Consider the following 23,692-nt stretch of genomic DNA (forward strand, 5'->3'; position numbering starts at 1 on the left):
GTTCCCTTCGGCTGCCACAACTTGTGGTCCCCAGCTTTGTTCCACCGGTGGCAATTTGCCAACGGATTTCAGACCTTTGCCGTTGCTGCATCAGACTTTCGTCCGATCCTGAACCGACCCAAATCAGACTGAAGCCTGATACCGGAACGGCGCACCTGCGATCGCGTTTGCCTGTCAGCTTTGCCGTCCACGTGGGAGACCTAGAGCGACACACAGCAAAGCCGGACAACGACAATGTTTCCCGTGGCCTTGGCGGCTGTTGCAACACTGGAACGGAAGAAAAACCTTGGCAGTTGGCAGCTGGATATGGAGCGGACATCATGAAACTTTTTGTTCTTCAAGCCGTTATTGCCTTTATGTCCGGGGCCAAAATCAAGCCGAAATCGATCGATAGGGCAAAACCACGTGACGCCAAAAAGTCGCGCCAGGAAAAGGTATCGACTGTCGAAGTCGAGTCTGAGGTCGATGACCAGGGCGCGCCGCCGGATTTCATCGATCCGGATCCAGAACTGACACCTGAGGAGGCCGAGCAGGCGCGCAAGAGATACTTGCTGAGGCGTTTTTGGATCAGCGCGCGCGGTTACTGGGGCCGCGGTGGCGACAGGCTGGCCTGGCTGTGCTCCATCGGGCTTTTGATCCTGATATGTATCAATGTCGGGTTCCAGTATGGGATCAATGTGTGGAACCGCGCAATTTTTGACGCAATTGAGCAACGCAATGCCAGCACAGTCTATTTCCTGAGTGCCGTTTTCGTGCCGCTCGTGCTCGGAAGCGGCAGCCTTGTCGTTGCACAAGTTTTCCTTCGCATGACGATTCAGCGCCGCTGGCGTTCTTGGCTGACGACCGCAGTTATCGCGCGATGGCTCGCAAACGGCCGTTACTATCAGTTGAACCTCGTCGGCGGCGACCACACAAACCCTGAAGCCCGCATCGCGGAGGATTTGCGGATTGCCACCGAATCGCCCGTCGATTTCATCGCTGGTGTCATCTCCGCATTTCTGGCGGCCTCGACGTTCATCATGGTGCTGTGGACTATCGGCGGGGCACTCACCCTGACGATCGCAGGTTCGACGGTCACTGTTCCCGGTTTCCTCGTTATCACTGCGGTACTCTATGCCGCGATCACGTCCGCCTCGATGGCGGTTATTGGCCGCCATTTCGTCCACCTCTCCGAGGAAAAAAATCAGGCGGAAGCCGAATTTCGCTACACGCTGACGCGCGTGCGGGAAAACGGCGAGAGTATTGCATTGCTCGGCGGCGAGGAGGAGGAGCGTAGCGGCATCGACAAAACGTTCGCCAACGTACTCGGGCGATGGGCGCTTCTTACAGGCCAGCACATGCGCACAGCGCTGGTGTCGCAGGGGTCGAGCCTATTTGCGCCGGTCGTGCCGGTTTTGCTTTGCGCTCCGAAATTTCTTGAAGGCAGCATGACACTTGGGCAGGTAATGCAGGCTGCCTCCGCCTTTGCCATCGTGCAGGGCGCGTTCGGATGGCTGGTCGACAACTACCCCCGTCTCGCCGATTGGAACGCCTGTGCACGGCGCATCGCCTCGCTGATGATGTCGCTCGACGGGCTCGAGCGCGCGGAACAGAGCGATGCCTTTGGACGCATCAGGCGCGGCGAAACCAAAGGCGACGCGGTGCTCAGCTTAAACAATCTCTCCGTGTCGCTTGACGACGGCACCGCCGTCGTCAAGGAAACCGAGGTCGTAGTCGAACCTGGCGAGCGGGTGCTCGTGGCTGGCGAATCCGGTTCAGGCAAGAGCACGCTGGTGCGGGCCGTCGCAGGTCTATGGCCGTGGGGTGACGGCAGTGTCAATTTCCACGCCGACAAACGGCTGTTCATGTTACCGCAGCGGCCTTATATACCCTCCGGGACGCTTCGCCGTGCGGTCGCCTATCCCGCCGCCGCCGATAACTGGACGTTGGAAAAAATCAACGCGGCCCTCGGCAAGGTGGGACTCGATTACCTGAACGACAAGATCGAGGAAGATGCACCATGGGACCAGACCTTGTCGGGTGGCGAAAAGCAGCGGCTCGCGTTCGCGCGCCTCCTGTTGCACGCTCCCGATATCATCGTGCTGGATGAAGCGACCTCCGCACTTGATGAGAAAAGTCAGGAAAGGATGATGGAGATGCTCATCCACGAATTGCCCGAGGTCACCCTCATAAGCGTAGCGCATCGAGCCGAGCTGGAGGCCTTCCATACCCGCAAGATCACATTGGAGCGGCGCAAGGGCGGCGCAAAGCTTGTGAGCGATATCGATCTTGGCAAGCGCAAAAGCAGACGGAGCTTGCTTGTGCGCCTTTTGAGACAGCGAAAGAGACCGGCGCAACCAATGTCCACAGCCGGATCATAGACGGCTGCGAGAATTGCCTCCTGCCAAGACAAGGCCGCGAATGTGCGCATCAGGTCACTCCTGCCAGCATCGACAATTTCATGCGCTCCTCGATCAGTACAACAGCGGCTGCTCCAGTACCCGCCGTTAAGGCAGACAAAAACGTGTTTCAACTTATGACGCTTTTGCGCACGTTATTGCTCGCGGAAATTTGAAACGTTTGTTGATTTAAAAGGGCAGTCTATCGGCCTGTCACGCCGGAGGTCGCGGGTTCGAGCCCCGTCACTCGCGCCACTTTTCCCTCAGTGATTTCAAGTAGATAATTCCCTTTGGGAACCGCTGATTATTGCAACGTAAACACAGCGCACGGGGCAGCGATGCCGCGCAGCCTGTGCTCGCCGAGCGGGATCAGTGACTGCGTCGTTTCCGCCGCAAAGGTGCCGGAGAGCAATACCGTGCGGCCAAGCGGCCGGCACAGGCCCTCCAGTCGGCTCACGAGATTCACTGCGGGGCCGATTGCTGTGAAATCCAGCCGATCGGCAGTGCCAATATTGCCCCAAAGCATCTCGCCGAGATGCAGCGCCATACCAAACGACAGAGGCTGCGCGCCTTGTGCAGCGCGGGTGCGATGGAGGTGGTCCATCCCGACGCGGGCAGCGGCGACTGCGCGCAATGCCGCGTCGCATGCAGCGGGAGCGTCGCGCTCCCCGATCGGAAATATCGCCAGCACGCCGTCGCCAATGAATTTTAGTACTTCGCCGCCGAAGGCGTGGACGGCACCGGCGATGCGGTCGAACCAGGCGTCGAGAGCGGCGATTACCTCCTGCGGCTCTGTCGACTCCGACAACTCGGTGAAGCCGCGAAGGTCGGCAAAAAGCAGGGCTGCCCGTATGGTCTCACCGGGCTCGCGCCGCAAACGGCCGGCCAGTACCTGCGCCGCGCTGCGCCGACCCAGGTAGGTCGTTAGCAGTGCGGCCAGTGTCGAACGCGCTGCCAGCAAGGCAAGCGGTGCAGCGGCAAAGCGCGCAACCTGCCGCAACAATTCCGATTCGGAAGCGCTGAATGGCCGAGTGCCGATCCAGGCAAGCACGGCGCCGTCTGACGGACCGCCGGCGAAATCCTCGTGCACAGCACCGGTGCCAATGCCGGCCAGCCAGTTGCGGGCGACATGGGTATGCTCAAGATCGGCAGGCCTCGCCAAAGCCAGCGCTTCAATCACTCTTCCTGTATCGGCGCGCCACAGCCAGGTGCGCCGCTCAATGACCGGATGCGGCGCGGCTTGGGTGAGCGCACCACCGGACAACGGCACACCGTCGGCTATGAGCCGTGCGGTGAGCGCAGTCAGGAAGGCGTCGCCGTTGGGCACGTCAATCGCTTCGTCAATTAGAAAGGAAAGAGCGGACGGCAGTTGCATAGTGCCATCATGCAGCCACGTCAGGCACCTGTCACGGGCTTTTGTTTCTTGCGCGAAATCTCGATTGCCTTACATTGCGCCAAAGTTGAAATGACATCGAGCCGCACCGGGAGGACTCGCCGATGACCGAGACGTTTCACAGTGAGATTGAGATTGCAGCCCCACAAGCAACGGTCTTCGCCTTCCTGACCGATCCCGATAAAATATTGCGCTGGATGGGCACCAAGGCGACGGTCGAGCCACATCCCGGCGGCATTTATCTCCTTAGCATGAACGATACTCACACTGCCCGCGGTCATTTCACGGAGGTGATTCCGGTCCACCGTCTGGCCTATAGCTTCGGTTGGGAAGACCACGAGAATGTGCCTCCGGGATCAGGCCTGATTGAGATCGACCTCATCGAGAAGGATGGGGGCACACTGGTGCGGTTCACCCATGGCGGACTGCCAGACGAGAAGGAACGGGCCAGCCACGAAAAGGGCTGGAATCATTATTTGCGCAGACTGGCCGTAGCAGCGGCTGGCGGCGACCCAGGACCCGATACATCTCCCGAGGCATGAGGGCTACAAATCCGGTCAAATAGAAGCTGGCCAAAGAAGCTCCAAGCTTGCTGGCGGTCTCTCCGTCGATGACGGTTTTTTCCATGTAATTGCCATGCAGTGATATTATATGTGGCAGACGCACTTGCGAGCTCGGCCTGACTGGAAGGGAGCGATCAATGGCAACAATTATTAAACTACGACATGCGGTGTTTGGAATTGGCGCGCTGGTCGCCCTTTCCGGCGTTGCTCATGCTGGAAGCTACGCTGAAATCCTGTTTAAGGAAAAGTTCGAAGTTCACATCCGGGAGATGGTTGCAGACGGCATCACGCGTAGGAATGCCGACTACATCGCTTACGCTGCCCTGGCTCGTGGTTCGTACGAAATGTGCGGCGATCACCTGTTTCCGAAGAGTTTGGTATATCGCAGCTATCAGCAATCGCTCGAAGAGACATCGCTACCGCAGAGGGTAGTTGATCGGCACATCCGCGCTTTTGAAGGCATCATGAATGCAGAGTTGCAGAATAAGCGCGCGCTTATGGAATATTGCGGATCAAAACCATAAGATCGCAGCACTTTTGCGCCCATAATGGTTCACCTTTTGCCGTTTTTGCCGGACAGCGAATTACCGTATGTGCTCACGAGATAAAGCAACACATACGTCAGGCAGAACGACACTAGGCATGGTAGCAAGTAAGGGGTCATGGAGCACCTGGCTGTTAGATTAGCATGAGTGTCCATCTGAAGAATGAGGATTTTGCTAAGATCAAAACTAAAACGCATTTCATATCCGATCAGCTAGAACCCGCGTAAATGCATTGCTGCGTTGCACAAAAATCATTTGTGAAACATTTCAACTGTATGCAGCATCGTCCTTCCTCCAGACGCGCGCGGTTGCCTCATGCCCCTACCGATTCTTGCCCTTGCCATAGCTTCATTCTGTATCGGTACAACCGAGTTCGTGATCATGGGCTTGCTACCGGAAGTAGCGGCCGATCTCGGTGTGTCCATTCCAAGTGCAGGCCTGTTGGTTACCGGATACGCGCTCGGCGTTGTTATCGGGGCCCCGATCATAGCGATCGCCACGGCAGCGCTGCCGCGTAAATCCGTGTTGATCGGATTGGCAGTGCTGTTTGTCGTCGGCAATCTCTTCTGTGCGATTGCGCCCAATTACTGGATGCTCATGATTGCACGAGTGGTAACCGCGTTCGGCCATGGTGCCTTCTTTGGAATCGGTTCGGTGGTGGCTGCAAATCTTGTCCCCCGCCATAAGCGGGCAAGCGCTATTGCATTGATGTTTGCAGGCTTGACGCTTGCCAATATCCTCGGCGTGCCGGCAGGAACTGCGCTGGGGGAGATTTATGGTTGGCGCGCAACCTTCTACGCGGTGGTGGCGATCGGTATTGCTGCTGTAATAGCCATCGTTCTACTTGTCCCCGCGACCAAGGAAGACCAGAAGGGTGGGGGCTTTATAAGTGAAATCAAGGTGCTCGGGAAATTGCAGGTCTGGCTGGCCATGCTTATTTCGGCATTGGCATCCGCAGGCCTCTTTGCCGTGTTCACCTATATAAAGCCGATCCTGACTGATGTTTCAGGAATTTCGACATCTGCGGTCACGTGGGTGCTCCTGCTCTTTGGCGCAGGTATGACGGTTGGCAACATCGTCGGCGGAAAACTTGCCGATTGGAAGCTTATGCCGACTGTAATTGGCACGCTCGTCGCGCTCATGTTCATCCACGCAATTTTTGCCGAAGTCAGCGGCAACCCCATAGCTGCAATCGTTGTTATCTTCATTTGGGGTGTCCTGACCTTCATCATCGTTCCGCCACTGCAAATGCGGGTGGTCGAGACGGCTGAAGAAGCGCCAAATCTGGCGGCAACGCTCAATCAGGGAGCGTTCAACGTTGGCAATGCGTCGGGCGCGTGGATTGGCGGGGCTGCGCTGACTTGGGGCGTGTCCTATCAGAACCTGCCTTTTGTTGGATCAGCGCTCGCCGTGATTGCCGTCCTGGTTGCTGTTGGATCATGGGCTCTGGACCGCAAGGCGAACCAAGCCAGGCTCGACTCCGATGAACGGCAAAGGCTCAGCCTCGAGCCGCTCGCTGGTCTCTGATGAGGGGCTTTGCTCAACCAAAACGAATGACGCTGAAAGGCGCACAATTCTCTACCTAAATCGTTTGTAGGACCGAATGTCGCAGTCAGAGGCTCGTGTCGCAGGTCTCTGCACGGCCGCTGCAGATTAATATCGTTCTAAAGAGCAAATCGACGCGCTTTTGAGGCGTAATATGGGAGAAAACGCCGTATTTTGGTAGTTTGCAGACAAATCAGGTAACCGATGAAGTCAATATACAGGCGTTGTCACGATTTTTGTTGCACTTGCGCGCATGGCACTAACGCGCTAACCCTCGCCCTATCGCACCCTCTTCAAGAATGGTGTGATCTGTCGCGTATTTGTGGCAGTCATGTGCATAACATGGCATTCTTGTCAGCCTGAGTTCACAAGGCGGAAAAAGACGGATCATGAACGAGTTGTTAAGTTCCTACCTGCCCATCGTTATCTTTATCGGGGTAGCGCTGGTAATCGGTCTGGCACTGTTGGTTGCGCCTTTTCTGGTCGCATACAGTGCGCCGGATCCCGAGAAATTGTCAGCCTATGAGTGCGGCTTTAACGCCTTCGACGACGCTCGTATGAAGTTCGACGTACGCTTTTATCTCGTTTCGATCTTGTTCATTATCTTCGACCTGGAAGTGGCCTTCCTGTTCCCGTGGGCGATCTCCTTCGGCAAGATTGGCTGGTTCGGTTTCTGGTCGATGATGGCCTTTTTGGGTGTCCTGACGATCGGCTTTATTTATGAGTGGAAAAAGGGAGCGCTGGAATGGGATTGACCGACAGCAACACTACCCTCGTAGCACCACAACCAAAGGGTATTCTTGATCCGAACACCGGCAAGCCGGTTGGTTCCGACGATGCATTCTTCGGCGAGATCAACAATGAGCTCGCCGACAAAGGGTTTCTCGTCACCTCGGCGGATGCACTGGTTACCTGGGCGCGTACTGGATCGCTGATGTGGATGACTTTTGGCCTCGCATGCTGCGCCGTTGAAATGATGCACACCTCCATGCCACGCTATGATGCTGAGCGTTTTGGTTTTGCACCGCGCGCTTCACCGCGCCAATCGGACGTGATGATCGTTGCCGGCACGCTGACCAACAAGATGGCACCGGCTTTGCGCAAGGTCTATGACCAGATGCCCGAGCCGCGTTATGTGATTTCGATGGGTTCTTGCGCCAATGGCGGTGGCTACTACCACTATTCGTATTCTGTGGTGCGGGGCTGCGATCGTGTCGTTCCCGTCGACATCTACGTGCCCGGTTGCCCGCCTACTGCAGAAGCGCTTCTGTATGGCGTGTTGATGTTGCAAAAGAAAATTCGCCGCACCGGCACGATAGAGCGATAGGACACGGCGATGGCTGAAGAAGCATTGAGTGAACTTGGCAACTATCTCAAAGACAGGGCAGGCCTCTCCCTCAAATCGGTCGAGCTTGCCTATGGTGAACTGACTGTTGAGGTCGAGGTCAGCGAACTCATCGCGACACTGACTTTCCTGCGTGATGATGCCCAGTGCCAGTTCATCTCGCTGATCGACATCAGTGGCGTCGACTATCCGTCGCGCGCCGCGCGGTTCGATGTCGTCTATCACCTGCTTTCGCCGCGTCAGAACTTGCGCATACGCGTCAAGGTAGCGACCGACGAGGATACGCCAGTACCATCGGCGACGCCGGTTTATCTGGGTGCGGACTGGTACGAGCGTGAGACCTACGATCTTTACGGCGTGTTGTTCTCGGGTCACCCGGACCTTCGCCGTATCCTCACGGATTATGGTTTCGAAGGTCATCCGTTGCGTAAAGACTTTCCGCTTACCGGCTTCGTTGAGGTTCGTTATGACGATGAGGTCAAACGCGTCGTCTATGAACCGGTCGAACTGAGGCAGGAGTTTCGCAATTTTGACTTCCAGTCCCCTTGGGAAGGCACCGACTATGTGCTCCCGGGCGATGAGAAGGCGAAGACAAATTGAACGTGCCGATTACATTAGACGCATCACACCGGGAATTTACCCATGACTGAACACAGCGTCCGCAACTTCAACATCAACTTCGGCCCACAACATCCGGCCGCACATGGCGTTTTGCGGCTTGTGCTTGAACTGGATGGTGAGGTGGTCGAGCGCGTTGATCCACATATCGGCTTGCTCCATCGCGGCACCGAAAAGTTGATGGAAGCCAAGACTTATCTGCAAGCCGTGCCCTATCTTGACCGCCTCGACTATGTCGCGCCGATGAACCAGGAGCACGCTTATGCGCTAGCGGTCGAGCGCCTGCTCGTGATTGAAGTGCCAAAGCGCGGCCAGCTCATACGGGTTCTGTTTTCGGAAATCGGGCGCATCCTGTCGCATCTTTTGAACGTGACGACGCAGGCCCTAGACGTTGGCGCGCTGACGCCACCGCTGTGGGGCTTCGAGGAACGCGAGAAGCTGATGGTATTTTATGAGCGTGCTTGTGGCGCTCGTATGCACGCAGCTTATTTCCGTCCGGGCGGCGTTCATCAGGACCTGCCGGATCAGCTGATCGAGGACATCGGCAAATGGTGTGATCCATTCCTGCAGACGGTCAAGAATCTCGATGATCTGATTACTCCGAACCGCATTTTCAAACAGCGTAACGTCGATATTGGCGTCGTGAAGCTGGACGATGCTTGGGCTTGGGGCTTCTCCGGCGTTATGGTTCGTGGTTCCGGTGCTGCATGGGATTTGCGCAAGTCGCAGCCCTATGAGTGCTACTCGGAAATGGAATTCGACATTCCGATCGGCAAGAATGGCGATTGCTATGATCGCTATCTGATCCGCATGGAAGAGATGCGCCAGTCCGTTCGCATCATGCGCCAATGCGTAGAGCAGTTGCTTGGCAAGGAGCGGGTAGGACCCGTTTCCAATACCTCCGCCAAGATCGTGCCGCCAAAACGCAGCGAAATGAAGCGCTCGATGGAATCCCTGATCCATCACTTCAAGCTCTACACAGAAGGCTATCACGTGCCTGCAGGTGAAGTGTATGCCGCTGTCGAAGCGCCTAAGGGCGAGTTCGGCGTATTCCTCGTTTCGGATGGTTCCAACAAGCCTTATCGCGTCAAACTACGCGCGCCGGGTTTTGCCCATCTTCAGGCAATGGATTTCATGTGCCGTGGCCACATGCTAGCCGACGTTTCCGCCGTCCTCGGCTCGCTCGATATCGTATTTGGTGAGGTTGATCGTTAATGTCCGTCCGCCGTCTCGCAGAAGATAACGTCCAACCAGCAGCGTTCGCGTTTAATCGCGAAAACAGCGCTTGGGCAAAGCTTGCAATCAAGAAATATCCAAAAGGCCGTGAACAGTCGGCAGTCATTCCGCTGTTGATGCGCGCGCAGGAACAGGACGGCTGGGTTACCAAGGCGGCGATTGAACATGTCGCGACCATGCTCGATATGCCCCTGATCCGTGTCCTCGAAGTTGCGACGTTCTATACGCAGTTCCAGTTGAAGCCAGTGGGCACCCGCGCGCATATCCAGGTATGTGGCACGACGCCCTGCATGTTGCGTGGCTCGGAAGATCTTAAAAAGGTCTGCCAGCACAAGATCCATCATGACCAGTTTCAGCTGAACGAATCCGGCACCCTGTCCTGGGAAGAGGTCGAATGCCTCGGCGCCTGCGTCAACGCCCCGATGATTATGGTATTCAAGGATACTTACGAGGATCTGACGCCCGAACGGCTCGAGGAAATCATCGATGCGTTCGATGCCGGGAAGGGCGATTCCATACCAGTCGGGCCGCAAATCAAGCGTATTTTCTCTGCACCGCAGACTGGCCTGACTTCGCTTAATGGCGATGAAAAACCCAAGCGTGCGAAAGCTGCCAATTCGGACAAGGCAAGTGTGCCGCCGTCAAATGCTGGTAAACCTGTTACGCATGATGAAGTAACCAATGCCGCGATCAAATCACCTTCCAAGGTAAAGACGACCAAGGCAGCGGAAGAGGCGACTTCAAAGCCAGCTGCTGCTGCAGCACCTGTCGCGCGGACAATCAAGAATCCCCCATTGGCTGAAGGCTCACTGGGTGAAAAGCCTGCAGTGCAGACGATCAAGGCTCCGGTGAAGCTGGTTTCGCTGGAAGACAAGGATCGTCCTGCCGGTATCGAAAAACCTGCGCTAGTCGATGATCTCAAGATGATCTCCGGCGTCGGTCCGAAGTTCGAAATCCTCTTGCACGAGCTTGGCATCTATACGTTCGCGCAGGTTGCGGCGTGGAAGAAAGCCGAGCGCGACTGGGTCGACAGCTATATGAAGTTCGGCGGCCGCATCGAGCGAGACGATTGGGTCAAGCAAGCCAAGGCCTTGGCCAAGGGCGGCGAAGCCGAGTACATCAAGGTTTTCGGCAAGAAGCCGAGATAAATGGATTGGTGGATGCAGATTTCGCATCCGCAAGAATGGACGAAGAGAGTAGGACCGGTGCGAAATGCTTGCTGATAAGGACCGCATCTTCAATAATATTTACGGTATTCACGACAAGTCGTTGAAGGGCGTGATGTCGCGCGGCCACTGGGATGGCACTGCGGGCATTATTGCCAAAGGCCGTGACTGGATCATCAACGAGATGAAGGCCTCGGGCCTGCGCGGGCGCGGTGGCGCCGGCTTTCCGACCGGTCTGAAATGGTCGTTCATGCCGAAGGAAAGCGACGGCCGTCCGCACTATCTCGTCATCAATGCCGACGAATCCGAGCCAGGCACCTGTAAAGACCGCGATATTATGCGGCACGATCCTCATACGCTGATCGAAGGCTGCCTTATTGCCGGTTTCGCCATGGGCGCAAACACTTGTTATATTTACGTCCGCGGCGAATATATCCGCGAGCGTGAAGCGCTGCAGATCGCTATCGACGAATGCTACGATGCGGGTCTTATTGGTAAGAACAACAAGAATGGCTGGGACTACGATATTTTCGTCCATCATGGCGCTGGCGCTTATATTTGCGGCGAGGAAACAGCGCTGCTCGAAAGCCTGGAAGGCAAGAAGGGTCAGCCTCGCCTGAAGCCTCCTTTCCCGGCCAATATGGGTCTTTATGGCTGCCCGACCACAGTAAACAATGTCGAGTCCATTGCTGTGGCGCCGACGATCCTGCGTCGCGGTGCAGCATGGTTCTCCAGCATTGGTCGTCCGAACAATGTCGGTACCAAGCTGTTCATGGTGTCCGGACACGTCAACAATCCCTGCACAGTGGAAGAAGCCATGGGCATTCCCTTCCGTGAGCTGATCGAGAAGCATGCGGGCGGCATTCGAGGCGGCTGGGACAATCTGCTGGCCGTTATTCCAGGCGGTGCATCCTGCCCCGTGGTAACGGCGGCAGATATCATGGACTGCCCGATGGATTTCGACGGACTGCGCAACGTCAAATCGTCGTTCGGTACAGCCGCTGTCATCGTCATGGATAAATCGACCGATATTGTCCGCGCGATTGCGCGCCTGTCCTACTTCTTCAAGCATGAAAGCTGTGGCCAGTGCACGCCATGCCGTGAAGGGACTGGCTGGATGTGGCGCGTGATGGAACGCATGGTTACGGGCAATGCTCAGAAACGTGAAATCGACATGCTGCTTGATGTTACAAAGCAGATCGAAGGTCACACGATCTGCGCTCTTGGTGATGCTGCTGCATGGCCCATCCAAGGTCTCATCCGTAATTTCCGTCCGGAGATCGAACGCCGAATCGATGAATTTTCACGCAACGCTGCCGCGAGCCCAGTGCTTGTCGCTGCGGAATAGGTGAAGGACGATGTCAGATACCGGAACAACCAAGAACTCCAGCGCCGATTGGGCGGCTCTGATGCCAAAGCATGTGCTGCCCGCCGCGAATTTGCTGACACCACAGCTTGGAGCAGCGGCAGCGGCTTCTGCGCTTGGCTTTGGTGTCGCCAGCCAGATATGGGGATTCTGGGCCGGTGCAATGGCAAGTGCATTCGATATGAATACAAGGTTGAACTCTGCGACCAACCACTCGCGTGTAGCCGAGCCGCAACCTTCGCCTGATATCGATGTGCTGAAGACGATCATCCGCAAGAAAGCTGCGACAATTAAGGAAAAGGCGCCCGTTTCAATTGGAAAAATGCCTGCAAATAAAATGAACCCCTTGATCGCAACCAATCCATTGGCTCATGCCGTTGCGACTGCATCAGAGATCGCAGCAGATGACCTAAAGCGCATTTCCGGCATAGGTCCCAAGCTTGAACAGGTTCTGAATGGCATGGGTATTCGGACTTATGCTCAAATAGCCGCATGGACGGTCGATGACTTAGCCAAGGTTGATGATCAGCTCAAACTTGGCGGGCGAATTTCTCGTGACGACTGGGTGGGACAGGCAAATGGTCTAGTGATGTCGAACGGAGCAGGTGAGTGATGGAGATGCATGCGACACGTGACGTACTTGATGTGCGCGACGCAAGCGTTGCCAATTCCAAATTTGATGACGTGAATTTGTCGAATACCCGTTTTCACAACGTCAATCTGTCCGCTGCCGTGATTGAAAAGGTGAATTTGAGCAATTCAAAGATTGAGGATGTCAATCTTTCCAATGTGTTGTTCAGAAATGTTAACATGAGCAATGTGAAGATTGAGAGCGCCTTGCTCGCAGGAATGATCATCGATGGCGTTTCTGTGAAAGACCTGTTTGAAGCTTACGAATCGGCCAACCGTGCCGGAGAAGAATAATGGCGAAGATCAAAGTCGACGGTAAAGAAATCGAGGTACCGGATCACTACACGCTTCTGCAGGCTGCAGAAACGGCGGGTTCAGAGGTGCCTCGGTTCTGTTTTCATGAGCGCTTGTCGATCGCTGGCAATTGCCGCATGTGCTTGATTGAAGTGAAGGGCGGGCCGCCCAAGCCGGCTGCATCCTGCGCGATGGGCGTGCGCGACCTGCGCCCTGGTCCCAATGGTGAGACACCGGAAATTTTCACCAATACACCCATGGTCAAGAAGGCCCGCGAGGGCGTGATGGAATTCCTGCTCATCAATCATCCGCTTGATTGCCCGATCTGCGATCAGGGCGGCGAATGTGATCTGCAGGATCAGGCAATGGCCTTCGGCGTCGATTCATCGCGCTACAAGGAAAACAAGCGCGCCGTTGAAGACAAGTACATCGGTCCGCTCGTCAAGACGATCATGACACGCTGCATTCATTGCACGCGCTGCGTTCGCTTTACGACGGAGGTCGCGGGTATTTCCGAGCTTGGTCTGATCGGGCGCGGCGAGGACGCCGAGATCACCACTTACCTCGAGCATGCAATGACATCGGAGCTGCAGGGCAATGTGATCGACCTCTGCCCGGTTGGAGCACTGACCTCGAAGCCCTATGCCTTCCAGGCGCGTCCATGGGAATTGAACAAGACCGAGTCCATCGATGTGATGGATGCGGTCGGCTCGGCTATCCGGGTCGATACGCGGGGCCGTGAAGTGATGCGCATCCTGCCGCGCGTCAATGAGCAGGTAAACGAGGAATGGATTTCCGACAAGACTCGTTTCATCTGGGATGGTCTGCGTACCCAGCGCCTTGACCGACCCTATGTCCGCAAGGACGGCCGTCTTGTTGCTGCAAGTTGGCCGGAAGCCTTTGAGGCTATCAAAGTCGCCGTCGCCAAGACGAAGGGCGGCAAGATCGGCGCTATTGCCGGCGATCTGGCAACCGTCGAGGAAATGTACGCTCTAAAGCTGCTGACGCAATCGCTTGGATCCGAGAATATTGATGCGCGGCAGGATGGTTCTATCCTCGATACTGCCAATGGGCGCGCGTCCTATATATTCAACCCGGCAATCGATGGTATCGAACTTGCTGACGCGATCCTGATTATCGGCTCCAATCCACGTTTCGAAGCTTCATTGCTCAATGCTCGCATCCGCAAACATTGGCGGGCCGCTGGAACGCCAATTGCCGTGATCGGAGAGCAAGCAGATCTCCGCTACAAATACGAGTATCTCGGAAGCGGTGCCGAGACCCTGGTAGATCTCGCCAACGGTTCTCTGAAGTTCCTGTCTGTGCTGAAGAAAGCCCAGAACCCAATGGTGATCATAGGGCAGGGCGCTCTATCCCGTGCAGACGGCGCGTCCGTGCTCGGTCTTGCGGCCAAGATTGCCGCCGACACCGGCGCGCTCAGCGCCGAATGGAACGGCTTTGGTGTCATTCATACGGCTGCTAGCCGGGTTGGTGCGCTCGACATCGGGTTTGTGCCGGGGACAAACGGCAAGACAGTCGCGGAGATGAAGGGTGCGCTTGACGTGCTGTTCCTTCTCGGCGCCGACGAACTGAACTGGGATAAGAAAAGCAAAGCCTTCACAGTTTATGTCGGAACTCATGGCGATCAGGGCGCACATAACGCCGACGTAATCCTGCCCGGTGCGGCATATACCGAGAAGTCTGGTACGTACGTCAACACGGAAGGTCGCGTGCAGATGACCAGTCGCGCTGGGTTTGCTCCGGGTAACGCCAAGGAAGATTGGGCGATCCTGCGGGCGTTGTCGGATGTGCTCGGCAAGAAATTGCCGTTCGACTCGCTGGCAGCCTTGCGTTCCGTCCTCTACGCGGAGTATCCGCATCTTGCCATGATCGATCACATCGAGGCCGGCAATCCTGCAGATGTCAAGAAGCTGGCAAATGCATCTGGTTCCGTTGAGAAAACTGCCTTTGTATCGCCGGTGAAGGATTTCTACTTGACCAATCCGATAGCACGAGCATCAGCCGTCATGGCCGAATGTTCCGCGCTTGCCAAGAGTGGCTTCAAGCAGGCGGCCGAGTAGGCGGAGAAGAAAACTGACATGGAAGAAATTTTCGCAACCTATATCCTGCCGCTGCTGATCATCCTCGGAAAATCACTTCTGTTGCTGGTTGTGATGCTGCTGATCATAGCCTACCTGCTCTATGCGGATCGCAAGATCTGGGCAGCAGTTCAGCTGCGTCGGGGACCAAACGTTGTTGGGCCATTCGGTCTGCTGCAGTCGTTCGCCGATCTTCTAAAGTTCGTCGTCAAGGAGCCGATCATTCCATCCGGGGCCAACAAGGGGATTTTCCTGCTGGCGCCGCTGGTTTCGTCGGTACTTGCCATGGCAGCGTGGGCGGTCATCCCTGTGGACGAGGGCTGGGCGGTCGCCAATGTCAACGTTGGCATTCTTTATGTTCTCGCCATTTCTTCGCTCGAAGTTTACGGCGTGATCATGGCCGGTTGGGCTTCGAATTCGAAGTATCCTTTTCTCGGCGCCTTGCGCTCTGCAGCGCAGATGGTGTCTTACGAAGTTTCTATCGGTTTCGTTATCGTCACTGTTCTGCTTTGCGTCGGTTCATTGAACCTGACAGATATCGTCAATTCACAGAGGGATGGTTTGGGCACGATTGTGGGGCTGCCAAGCTCATTTCTGGATTGGCACTGGCTCGGTCTGTTCCCGATGTTCATCATCTTCTTCATCTCGGCACTGGCAGAAACCAACCGTCCGCCCTTCGATCTCGTTGAAGCGGAATCGGAACTGGTCGCCGGTCATATGATTGAATATTCGTCTACCGCCTTCCTGTTGTTCTTCCTTGGCGAATACGTTGCAATTACATTGATGTGCGCGCTGATGACTATCATGTTCCTGGGCGGATGGTTGCCTCCAGTGGACGTGTGGTTCCTCAACTGGGTGCCGGGGGTAGTCTGGTTCCTCCTCAAGCTGTTCTTCTGCTTCTTCATGTTCGCCATGGTGAAGGCATTCGTTCCGCGCTATCGCTATGACCAGTTGATGCGCCTGGGTTGGAAGGTGTTCCTGCCTATCTCGCTCTTCATGGTCATCGCGACGGCGGCCTTCCTTAAAATCACGGGTCTTACGCCATGAGTTCGAATACCGGTTCCTTGGCACAAGCTGCCAAATCCCTCCTGCTTCTGGAGTTTGTCGGGGCGTTCTTTCTGTCGATGCGGCAGTTCTTTGCTCCGAAGGCGACTTTGAATTATCCATACGAGAAGGGTCCGCTCAGCCCGCGCTTTCGCGGCGAGCATGCGTTGCGCCGTTATCCCAACGGGGAAGAACGTTGCATCGCCTGCAAGCTCTGCGAAGCGATCTGTCCGGCGCAGGCCATCACAATCGAAGCAGGCCCGCGCCGTAATGACGGTACCCGCCGTACCGTGCGCTATGACATCGACATGGTGAAATGCATTTATTGCGGTTTTTGCCAAGAGGCGTGCCCGGTTGATGCCATTGTCGAGGGACCGAACTTCGAGTTCGCCACGGAGAGCCGTGAGGAACTTTACTATGACAAGGACCGGCTGCTCGCTAACGGCGATCGCTGGGAGCGGGAACTGGCGCGCAACATCGCAATGGACGCGCCTTACCGGTAAAAATGCGTGCGCGCTTGTGTCCTTGGGACGATAGCTTCTATCGGACCGGAACATGGGCTAAGAGGCTGCGAACGCGCGCAAATCGCGTGAATCGCATCAGAGCAATCTCGGGGAAGTGGGAACCGGTTTCCCGTCCGGAATTGCTGTAAGACGAAGTTAGAAATGGCAGGAAAGCCCTGCCGGAATGGAAATCGGGGGAACCCATGCTGACAGGTATCGCGGCGGCGTTTTTTTATCTCTTCGCCTTCATAACCGTCGCCAGTGCGTTCATGGTGATTGCGGCACGCAATCCTGTGCACTCCGTGTTGTTCTTGATCCTCGCATTTTTCAATGCGGCAGGTTTGTTCCTTTTGACCGGCGCCGAGTTCCTGGCGATGATCCTTTTGGTCGTTTATGTTGGAGCGGTCGCGGTTCTGTTCCTCTTCGTTGTCATGATGCTTGATGTCGATTTCGCTGAACTGAAAAGCGGCGCGCTGCAATATGCACCTATCGGCGCACTCGTCGGTCTGATCCTTGCTGCTGAACTGATTATCGTTCTGGGCGGATCGGTCTTTGCACCGAAATTGGGCACAGTGGCATTCCAGCCAACGCCTGACGTAGCGACGCGCACCAATACGGCGGCGCTCGGCGACATTCTCTATACAGACTACGTTTACTTCTTCCAGATTGCTGGTCTCGTCCTTCTGGTTGCGATGATTGGCGCGATCGTATTGACGCTTCGTCATAAACCGAACATCAAGCGACAGAACGTTTCAGAGCAGGTCGCACGTACGCCGGCAACGGCCATCGAGGTCAAACAAGTTGAAACAGGCAAGGGCCTGACAGAGGTGTCATGATGGAAATCGGTATCGCACACTATCTGACTGTTTCTGCCCTGCTGTTTACGCTCGGGATCTTCGGCATCTTCCTTAACAGGAAGAACGTCATCATCATTCTGATGTCGGTCGAATTGATCCTGCTCGCAGTCAACCTCAATTTCGTAGCGTTTTCCGCTGCTCTGGGCGATCTGGTCGGCCAGGTGTTTGCACTGTTTGTCTTGACCGTTGCCGCTGCAGAAGCAGCGATCGGTCTTGCTATTCTCGTCGTGTTCTATCGCAATCGCGGGTCGATTGCCGTGGAAGACGTCAACATGATGAAAGGTTGACGGGGGCATGCTGTATCTGGCGATTGTCTTCCTTCCGCTTCTTGGCTTTTTGATTGCTGGCCTTTTCGGCTCATCGATCGGTGCGAAGGCGAGCGAATATGTTACGACCGGCTTGTTGATCGTATGCGCGGTCCTGTCCTGGATTGCGTTTGCGACCGTGGCACTTGGTCATGGCGAGGCGTTCAAGATTCCAGTTGCACACTGGGTCGAGTCGGGTTCGTTAAGCTTCGACTGGGCGCTCCGTATCGATACACTGACCGTGGTAATGCTGGTTGTCGTCAACACTGTCTCGGCGCTGGTCCATACATATTCGATCGGCTACATGCACCATGATCCGGATCGGCCGCGCTTCTTCGCCTATCTTTCGCTATTCACTTTCGCCATGTTGACGCTGGTGACCGGCGATAATCTGGTTCAGATGTTCTTCGGTTGGGAAGGTGTCGGCCTTGCTTCCTATCTTCTGATCGGCTTTTGGTTCAAGAAGCCTTCCGCAAATGCAGCGGCCATCAAAGCCTTCGTTGTCAACCGCGTCGGCGATTTCGGCTTCCTGCTCGGTATATTCTCGCTGTTTGTGCTTTTCGATACAGTTCAGTTCGACACTCTTTTTGCTTCCGCTGCGCAGTATCTTCCGGCAGAGGGTGCTGCTGAGAGTGGTCAGACTGTCCTGAACTTTCTTGGCTATGCGCTCGACAAACAGGGCGCGATCACTATTGCCTGCCTGCTGCTCTTTATGGGTGCGATGGGTAAGTCTGCGCAGTTCCTCCTGCACACCTGGTTGCCGGACGCCATGGAAGGCCCGACACCGGTTTCTGCGCTCATCCATGCTGCGACCATGGTCACGGCCGGCGTATTTATGGTTGCGCGCCTGTCGCCAATCTTCGAATTGTCGCATACTGCGTTGATTTTCGTGACATTCATCGGCGCAACCACAGCGTTCTTTGCTGCAACTGTTGGCCTCGTGCAGAACGATATCAAGCGCGTGATCGCTTATTCGACCTGTTCGCAGCTCGGCTACATGTTCGTTGCCTTGGGCCTCGGTGCTTACGGTGCGGGCATTTTCCACCTGTTCACACATGCATTCTTTAAAGCGCTGCTGTTTCTTGGTGCGGGTTCCGTTATTCACGCCGTTTCGGATGAACAGGACATGCGCCATATGGGCGGACTGCGAACGTTGATCCCCAAAACCTACTGGATGATGATCGTCGGGACTGTTGCCCTGACAGGATTGGGCATTCCAGGGACGCTTATCGGTACGGCAGGGTTCTTCTCGAAGGACATGATTATCGAATCCGCATTCGCGTCGCACAGCCCAATGGCCAGTTACGCCTTTATCCTCCTTGTCGTAGCGGCGATCTTCACCAGCTTCTATTCATGGCGCCTGATTTTCATGACTTTCCACGGCAAGCCACGCGCAAGCCACGACGTGATGCATCATGTGCATGAGTCGCCTTATGTCATGCTGGTTCCGCTGTTCATTCTGGCGGCTGGTGCGTTGTTCGCCGGTGTTATATTCCGCGAGTATTTCTTCGGCCATGAATATGCCGAATTCTGGAAGGGCGCGATCTTCACGGGGCCGGAAAACGAAATCCTCGAAGAGCATCATCACGTGCCGTTCCTGGTGGCGATGTCGCCCTTCCTTGCTATGGCGGTAGGGTTTATCGTTGCCTGGTACTTCTATATTCGCTCACCCGAGACACCGAGACGGCTCGCCGCACAGCATCCTGGCCTTTACCAGTTCTTGCTCAACAAGTGGTATTTTGATGAGCTCTACGACTTCCTGTTCGTACGTCCGACAAAGGCTCTCGGCCGCTTCCTGTGGAAGCAGGGCGATGGCTGGCTGATCGACGGGCATGGTCCGGACGGAATTTCCGCGCGTGTGGTTGACGTCACCAACCGGGTCGTTCGCCTGCAGTCCGGTTACCTTTATCATTATGCGTTCGCGATGCTCATCGGGGTCGCCGCACTCGTCACGTGGATGATGCTCGGGAGCAATTTCTGATGACCGACTGGCCAATTCTCTCGACTGTTACCTTCCTGCCATTGGTCGGTGCCTTACTTGTCCTGATGATCCGGGACGATAGCGATGCTGCGCGCCGCAACATCCGCAATGTGACCTTGTGGACGACGATCATTACGTTCCTGCTCTCATTGCCGATCTGGTACTATTTCGATAACGGCCAAGCTGGCTTTCAGTTTGTCGAGAAGGCTGACTGGCTCGACTCCGGAATTTCGTATCATATGGGCGTCGATGGCATTTCGATGCTGTTCGTCATCCTCACCACCTTCCTGATGCCGCTGTGCATCTTGGCGAGTTGGGAAGCGATCCAGACCCGCGTCAAGGAATACATGATCGCGTTTCTGGTTCTCGAAACTCTGATGATCGGTGTGTTCTGCGCGCTCGATATCGTGCTGTTCTACGTGTTCTTCGAAGCCGTTCTCGTGCCGATGTTTATCATCATCGGTGTTTGGGGTGGCAAGAGGCGCGTCTATGCCAGCTTCAAATTCTTCCTCTATACCTTGCTTGGCTCGGTATTGATGCTGCTTGCCATCATGGCGATGTACTGGCAGGCCGGTACGACGGATATTCCGACCTTGCTTGCCTACAAGTTTCCGGCGTCGATGCAGACTTGGTTGTGGTTCGCCTTCTTCGCCTCATTTGCTGTGAAGATGCCAATGTGGCCGGTGCACACTTGGTTGCCGGATGCCCACGTTGAAGCGCCGACGGCGGCGTCCGCCATTCTGGCCGGCATCCTGTTGAAGCTTGGTGGATACGGTTTCATACGTTTCTCCCTTCCGATGTTCCCGAATGCTTCGGCCGATTTTGCACCGCTGATCTATACGCTCTCCGTGGTCGCCATCGTTTACACATCGCTCGTTGCGCTGGCGCAGCAAGATATAAAGAAGCTGATTGCCTATTCATCCGTTGCCCACATGGGCTACGTTACGATGGGCATCTTCGCAGCTAACGAGCAGGGCATTCAAGGCGCGATATTCCAGATGCTGTCGCACGGCCTGGTATCCAGCGCACTGTTTCTCTGTGTAGGTATCGTCTATGACAGAACCCATACGCGCGAAATCGCTGCCTATGGCGGTCTTGTCAACAACATGCCGAAATATGCAGTCGTGTTTATGATCTTCACGATGGCCAATGTTGGTCTGCCGGGCACATCAGGATTCATCGGTGAGTTTTTGACATTGCTTGGTGTTTTCCGCGTCAACACTTGGGTTGCTCTGTTTGCAACGAGTGGCGTCATCTTCTCGGCTGCTTATGCGCTCTGGCTCTATCGGCGCGTCATATTTGGAGCATTGGACAAGGAAAGCCTGAAGTCGCTCCTGGATATGTCACCACGTGAAAAGGCAGTGATCTACCCGCTCGTGATCCTGACAATTTTCTACGGCGTATATCCGATGCCTATCTTCGATGCGACGGCCAGTTCCGTACACGCTCTGATCAATCAGTATAATAACGCGCTGTCCTCAGCTGCCACACTGGCGTTGAAATAGCAGGAAGAGGCCAAGGCCGATGCAGACCGACATGATTGCCAACCTGACGCTTATGGCTCCTGAACTCCTGATAACGGTGGGCGCACTGGCGCTACTGATGATCGGGGCGTTTTCTGGGGAGCGGGCCTATTCGCTTGTCAACAGTCTTACGGTAGCCATCTTGCTTGTGGCGCTAGCGCTTGTCGTTCTGTTCCCGCAGGACGGTCACGTCTTCGGGCGCGCTTTCGTCAGCGATCCTTTTTCTCGCTTCATGAAGGTCTTGACCCTGGTCGGATCTATAGTGACGCTTGTCATGTCGGTCGGTTTTGCCAAAGCCGAGAAGTTTGACAAATTCGAGTTCCCGATCCTGGCCCTATTGGCGACGCTCGGCATGCTGCTGATGATTTCGGCCAATGACACACTATCGCTCTATCTTGGCCTGGAACTGCAGTCGCTTGCACTCTATGTCGTCGCTGCCATCAACCGCGATAGCGCGCGCTCGACGGAAGCTGGCCTCAAATATTTCGTTCTCGGGGCCCTCTCTTCGGGCATGCTCCTATACGGCATTTCTTTGGTCTATGGCTTTACCGGGCACACCGGTTTTGAAGCTATCGCACAGGCACTAAGCAGCTCAGAGCGGCAGCTTGGCGTTGTGTTTGGGCTCGTATTCATCTTTGCGGGTCTTGCCTTCAAGATTTCGGCGGTACCGTTCCACATGTGGACGCCGGACGTCTATGAGGGCGCACCTACACCGGTCACCGCCTTCTTCGCGACTGCACCGAAAATGGCAGCCATGGCGTTGTTTACACGTGTTGCCGTCGAGACCTTTCAGCCTATCACCCATGATTGGCAGCAGATCATCGTGTTTATCGCGATCGCATCTATGGTTCTTGGTGCATTCGCTGCTATTGGCCAGCGCAATATCAAGCGTCTTATGGCCTATTCCTCAATCAGCCACATGGGCTACGCACTTGTCGGGCTCTCAGCCGGTACACTCGTCGGTGTGCGGGGCGTCGCGATATATATGCTGATCTATCTGGTCACCACACTTGGCACGTTCGCTTTCATTCTTGCCATGCGTCGCAAGGAGGGCAATGTCGAGTTGATCGGCGATCTTGCCGGCCTGTCACGGACGAATCCAATCATGGCCACCATTCTTACGATCCTGATGTTCTCGTTGGCCGGTATTCCCCCGCTCGCTGGGTTCTGGGGCAAATGGTATACTTTCCTCGCAGCCATGCAGGCCAACCTCTATGCGCTGGCTATAATTGGTATCGTGGCGTCGGTCGTCGGTGCGTTCTACTATCTGCGCATCATCAAGATCATGTGGTTCGACGAACCAGTCGGGGCGTTCGTACCCATGGCAGGCGAGTTGCGCCTGGTCCTTGGAGTATCCGGCCTGCTGGTGCTATTCTACGTCCTGGTGGGCGGCCCAGTCAGCACGTTTGCGAACGCTGCCGCCAAGACGTTTTTCTAGGAGCCCGATGGGATTCTCACTTTCGCCTCTGGCAGAGCAAGACGGCTTTCGGCTGGAGGCATTCGATACGATCGGCTCGACCAACGCCGTGGCATTGGAACGTGCGCAGGCGGGCGATCCCGGAAAACTGTGGATCGTCTCCAAACAGCAGGAGAGCGGCCGCGGAAGGCGAGGACGCGCCTGGGCGACCTCACATGGCAATCTTGCCGCTTCGCTGCTCCTGACCGGAAACTTCGAGCTGAAAACCGCCGCGACACTTGGCTTCGTCGCTGGGCTGTCCCTTGCCGATGCCTTGGATGCTGTTTGTCCCGCGGCGGCATTCAAAGTAGGAATCGATGGAGCGGGACGTACCGGGCGCGGTAAATCAGCTTTACGAGTTGAGCTGAAATGGCCAAATGATCTTTTGGCAGACGGTGCGAAGCTTGCGGGCATTCTTCTGGAATCGACGCAAATGCCAGACAATCGCTTGGCGATCGTTGTCGGTATTGGTGTCAATATAGTCGTCTACCCTGACGATGTCCCTTATCCAGCTACGTCGCTGAAGAAGCTCGGCGCAAATTGCGACGCAGAAACACTTTTTCTGGCGCTGTCCGATGCATGGGAAGAAAACAGCAGAATCTGGGGCGAAGGCCGGGGGCTGGCGGAGATTCGCAAGCGCTGGCTCGCACGGGCGGCAGGCGTGGGCAGCGAAGTCGCCGTCCGAGTCGACGGAGCGGTGCTGCGTGGTATATTCGAGACTATCGATGAAGATTGCCGCTTTGTCATTCGCGACAATGAAGGCGAACGGGTAAAGATTGCCGCTGGCGACGTTCATTTTGGTGCGGTGGCATCGGCACGCGCTGAGTAGATTTTAGTTTAGGAGT

At 55.7% G+C, this 23,692-nt stretch carries 22 protein-coding genes; 21 read left to right on the forward strand and 1 reads right to left on the reverse strand.

Translation table 11 applies throughout. The features are described 5' to 3' along the window. Positions 1-356 precede the first annotated feature (356 nt). Positions 357-2,360 (forward strand): ABC transporter ATP-binding protein/permease, encoded by a 2,004-nt coding sequence (locus tag PHA01_RS04950; protein ID WP_271893938.1) that lies wholly within the window; start codon positions 357-359, stop codon positions 2,358-2,360. A 322-nt stretch (positions 2,361-2,682) separates the two neighbouring features. On the opposite strand, the gene PHA01_RS04955 is transcribed toward PHA01_RS04950, so the two are convergent. Further along, positions 2,683-3,753: an adenylate/guanylate cyclase domain-containing protein gene (locus PHA01_RS04955; RefSeq protein ID WP_271893730.1), complete on the reverse strand. Its 1,071-nt coding sequence runs from the start codon at positions 3,751-3,753 to the stop codon at positions 2,683-2,685. A 122-nt stretch (positions 3,754-3,875) separates the two neighbouring features. Here PHA01_RS04955 and PHA01_RS04960 point away from each other — a divergent pair, with 122 nt between their 5' ends. From PHA01_RS04960 to PHA01_RS05055, 20 genes are all read left to right on the forward strand, one after another. Then, positions 3,876-4,313: an SRPBCC family protein gene (locus PHA01_RS04960; RefSeq protein ID WP_224505940.1), complete on the forward strand. Its 438-nt coding sequence runs from the start codon at positions 3,876-3,878 to the stop codon at positions 4,311-4,313. Positions 4,314-4,471: 158 nt separating this feature from the next. Continuing rightward, positions 4,472-4,858 (forward strand): hypothetical protein, encoded by a 387-nt coding sequence (locus PHA01_RS04965; RefSeq protein ID WP_271893732.1) that lies wholly within the window; start codon positions 4,472-4,474, stop codon positions 4,856-4,858. Positions 4,859-5,194: 336 nt separating this feature from the next. Then, a complete protein-coding gene (locus PHA01_RS04970) occupies positions 5,195-6,406 on the forward strand; it encodes an MFS transporter (protein WP_271893734.1) in 1,212 nt (403 codons plus the stop codon). Between the two features lie 407 nt (positions 6,407-6,813). After that, positions 6,814-7,179, forward strand: a complete 366-nt coding sequence (locus tag PHA01_RS04975; RefSeq protein WP_112530887.1) for an NADH-quinone oxidoreductase subunit A — start codon at positions 6,814-6,816, stop codon at positions 7,177-7,179. After that, positions 7,170-7,751: a NuoB/complex I 20 kDa subunit family protein gene (locus PHA01_RS04980; protein WP_112530888.1), complete on the forward strand. Its 582-nt coding sequence runs from the start codon at positions 7,170-7,172 to the stop codon at positions 7,749-7,751. Before PHA01_RS04975 ends, PHA01_RS04980 begins: the two co-directional genes overlap by 10 nt. Positions 7,752-7,760: 9 nt before the next feature. Beyond that, complete coding sequence (locus tag PHA01_RS04985) at positions 7,761-8,369, forward strand: NADH-quinone oxidoreductase subunit C (protein ID WP_271893736.1); 609 nt, start codon at positions 7,761-7,763, stop codon at positions 8,367-8,369. Between the two features lie 42 nt (positions 8,370-8,411). Further along, on the forward strand, positions 8,412-9,602 hold the full coding sequence (locus PHA01_RS04990; RefSeq protein ID WP_271893738.1) for an NADH-quinone oxidoreductase subunit D: 1,191 nt from the start codon (positions 8,412-8,414) through the stop codon (positions 9,600-9,602). Beyond that, positions 9,602-10,771, forward strand: coding sequence for an NADH-quinone oxidoreductase subunit E (locus PHA01_RS04995; protein WP_271893739.1), 1,170 nt, complete (start codon positions 9,602-9,604; stop codon positions 10,769-10,771). The genes PHA01_RS04990 and PHA01_RS04995 overlap by 1 nt, the downstream gene beginning before the upstream one ends. A gap of 64 nt (positions 10,772-10,835) precedes the next feature. Beyond that, positions 10,836-12,137, forward strand: a complete 1,302-nt coding sequence (nuoF, locus tag PHA01_RS05000; RefSeq protein ID WP_210002372.1) for an NADH-quinone oxidoreductase subunit NuoF — start codon at positions 10,836-10,838, stop codon at positions 12,135-12,137. A 10-nt stretch (positions 12,138-12,147) separates the two neighbouring features. After that, on the forward strand, positions 12,148-12,768 hold the full coding sequence (locus PHA01_RS05005; RefSeq protein WP_271893742.1) for a helix-hairpin-helix domain-containing protein: 621 nt from the start codon (positions 12,148-12,150) through the stop codon (positions 12,766-12,768). Then, positions 12,768-13,079: a pentapeptide repeat-containing protein gene (locus PHA01_RS05010; RefSeq protein WP_271893743.1), complete on the forward strand. Its 312-nt coding sequence runs from the start codon at positions 12,768-12,770 to the stop codon at positions 13,077-13,079. The genes PHA01_RS05005 and PHA01_RS05010 overlap by 1 nt, the downstream gene beginning before the upstream one ends. Beyond that, complete coding sequence (gene nuoG, locus PHA01_RS05015; RefSeq protein WP_271893744.1) at positions 13,079-15,160, forward strand: NADH-quinone oxidoreductase subunit NuoG; 2,082 nt, start codon at positions 13,079-13,081, stop codon at positions 15,158-15,160. The genes PHA01_RS05010 and nuoG overlap by 1 nt, the downstream gene beginning before the upstream one ends. Positions 15,161-15,178: 18 nt before the next feature. Next, complete coding sequence (gene nuoH / locus PHA01_RS05020; protein WP_271893746.1) at positions 15,179-16,225, forward strand: NADH-quinone oxidoreductase subunit NuoH; 1,047 nt, start codon at positions 15,179-15,181, stop codon at positions 16,223-16,225. Then, positions 16,222-16,725: an NADH-quinone oxidoreductase subunit NuoI gene (gene nuoI / locus PHA01_RS05025; RefSeq protein WP_112530897.1), complete on the forward strand. Its 504-nt coding sequence runs from the start codon at positions 16,222-16,224 to the stop codon at positions 16,723-16,725. Before nuoH ends, nuoI begins: the two co-directional genes overlap by 4 nt. Positions 16,726-16,928: 203 nt before the next feature. After that, positions 16,929-17,561: an NADH-quinone oxidoreductase subunit J gene (locus PHA01_RS05030; RefSeq protein ID WP_112530898.1), complete on the forward strand. Its 633-nt coding sequence runs from the start codon at positions 16,929-16,931 to the stop codon at positions 17,559-17,561. Then, complete coding sequence (gene nuoK, locus PHA01_RS05035) at positions 17,561-17,869, forward strand: NADH-quinone oxidoreductase subunit NuoK (protein ID WP_112530899.1); 309 nt, start codon at positions 17,561-17,563, stop codon at positions 17,867-17,869. The genes PHA01_RS05030 and nuoK overlap by 1 nt, the downstream gene beginning before the upstream one ends. Positions 17,870-17,876: 7 nt before the next feature. Continuing rightward, positions 17,877-19,868 carry an NADH-quinone oxidoreductase subunit L gene (nuoL, locus tag PHA01_RS05040; RefSeq protein ID WP_271893747.1) on the forward strand — a complete coding sequence of 664 codons (1,992 nt, stop codon included), beginning with the start codon at positions 17,877-17,879 and terminating at the stop codon, positions 19,866-19,868. Continuing rightward, positions 19,868-21,373, forward strand: a complete 1,506-nt coding sequence (locus PHA01_RS05045; protein ID WP_271893748.1) for an NADH-quinone oxidoreductase subunit M — start codon at positions 19,868-19,870, stop codon at positions 21,371-21,373. The genes nuoL and PHA01_RS05045 overlap by 1 nt, the downstream gene beginning before the upstream one ends. Positions 21,374-21,392: 19 nt before the next feature. After that, positions 21,393-22,829: an NADH-quinone oxidoreductase subunit NuoN gene (gene nuoN, locus PHA01_RS05050; RefSeq protein ID WP_271893749.1), complete on the forward strand. Its 1,437-nt coding sequence runs from the start codon at positions 21,393-21,395 to the stop codon at positions 22,827-22,829. A gap of 7 nt (positions 22,830-22,836) precedes the next feature. After that, complete coding sequence (locus PHA01_RS05055; RefSeq protein ID WP_271893750.1) at positions 22,837-23,676, forward strand: biotin--[acetyl-CoA-carboxylase] ligase; 840 nt, start codon at positions 22,837-22,839, stop codon at positions 23,674-23,676. Positions 23,677-23,692: the final 16 nt, after the last annotated feature.

The sequence above is a fragment of the Candidatus Phyllobacterium onerii genome (assembly GCF_028331445.1).
Lineage (GTDB): Bacteria > Pseudomonadota > Alphaproteobacteria > Rhizobiales > Rhizobiaceae > Phyllobacterium > Phyllobacterium onerii.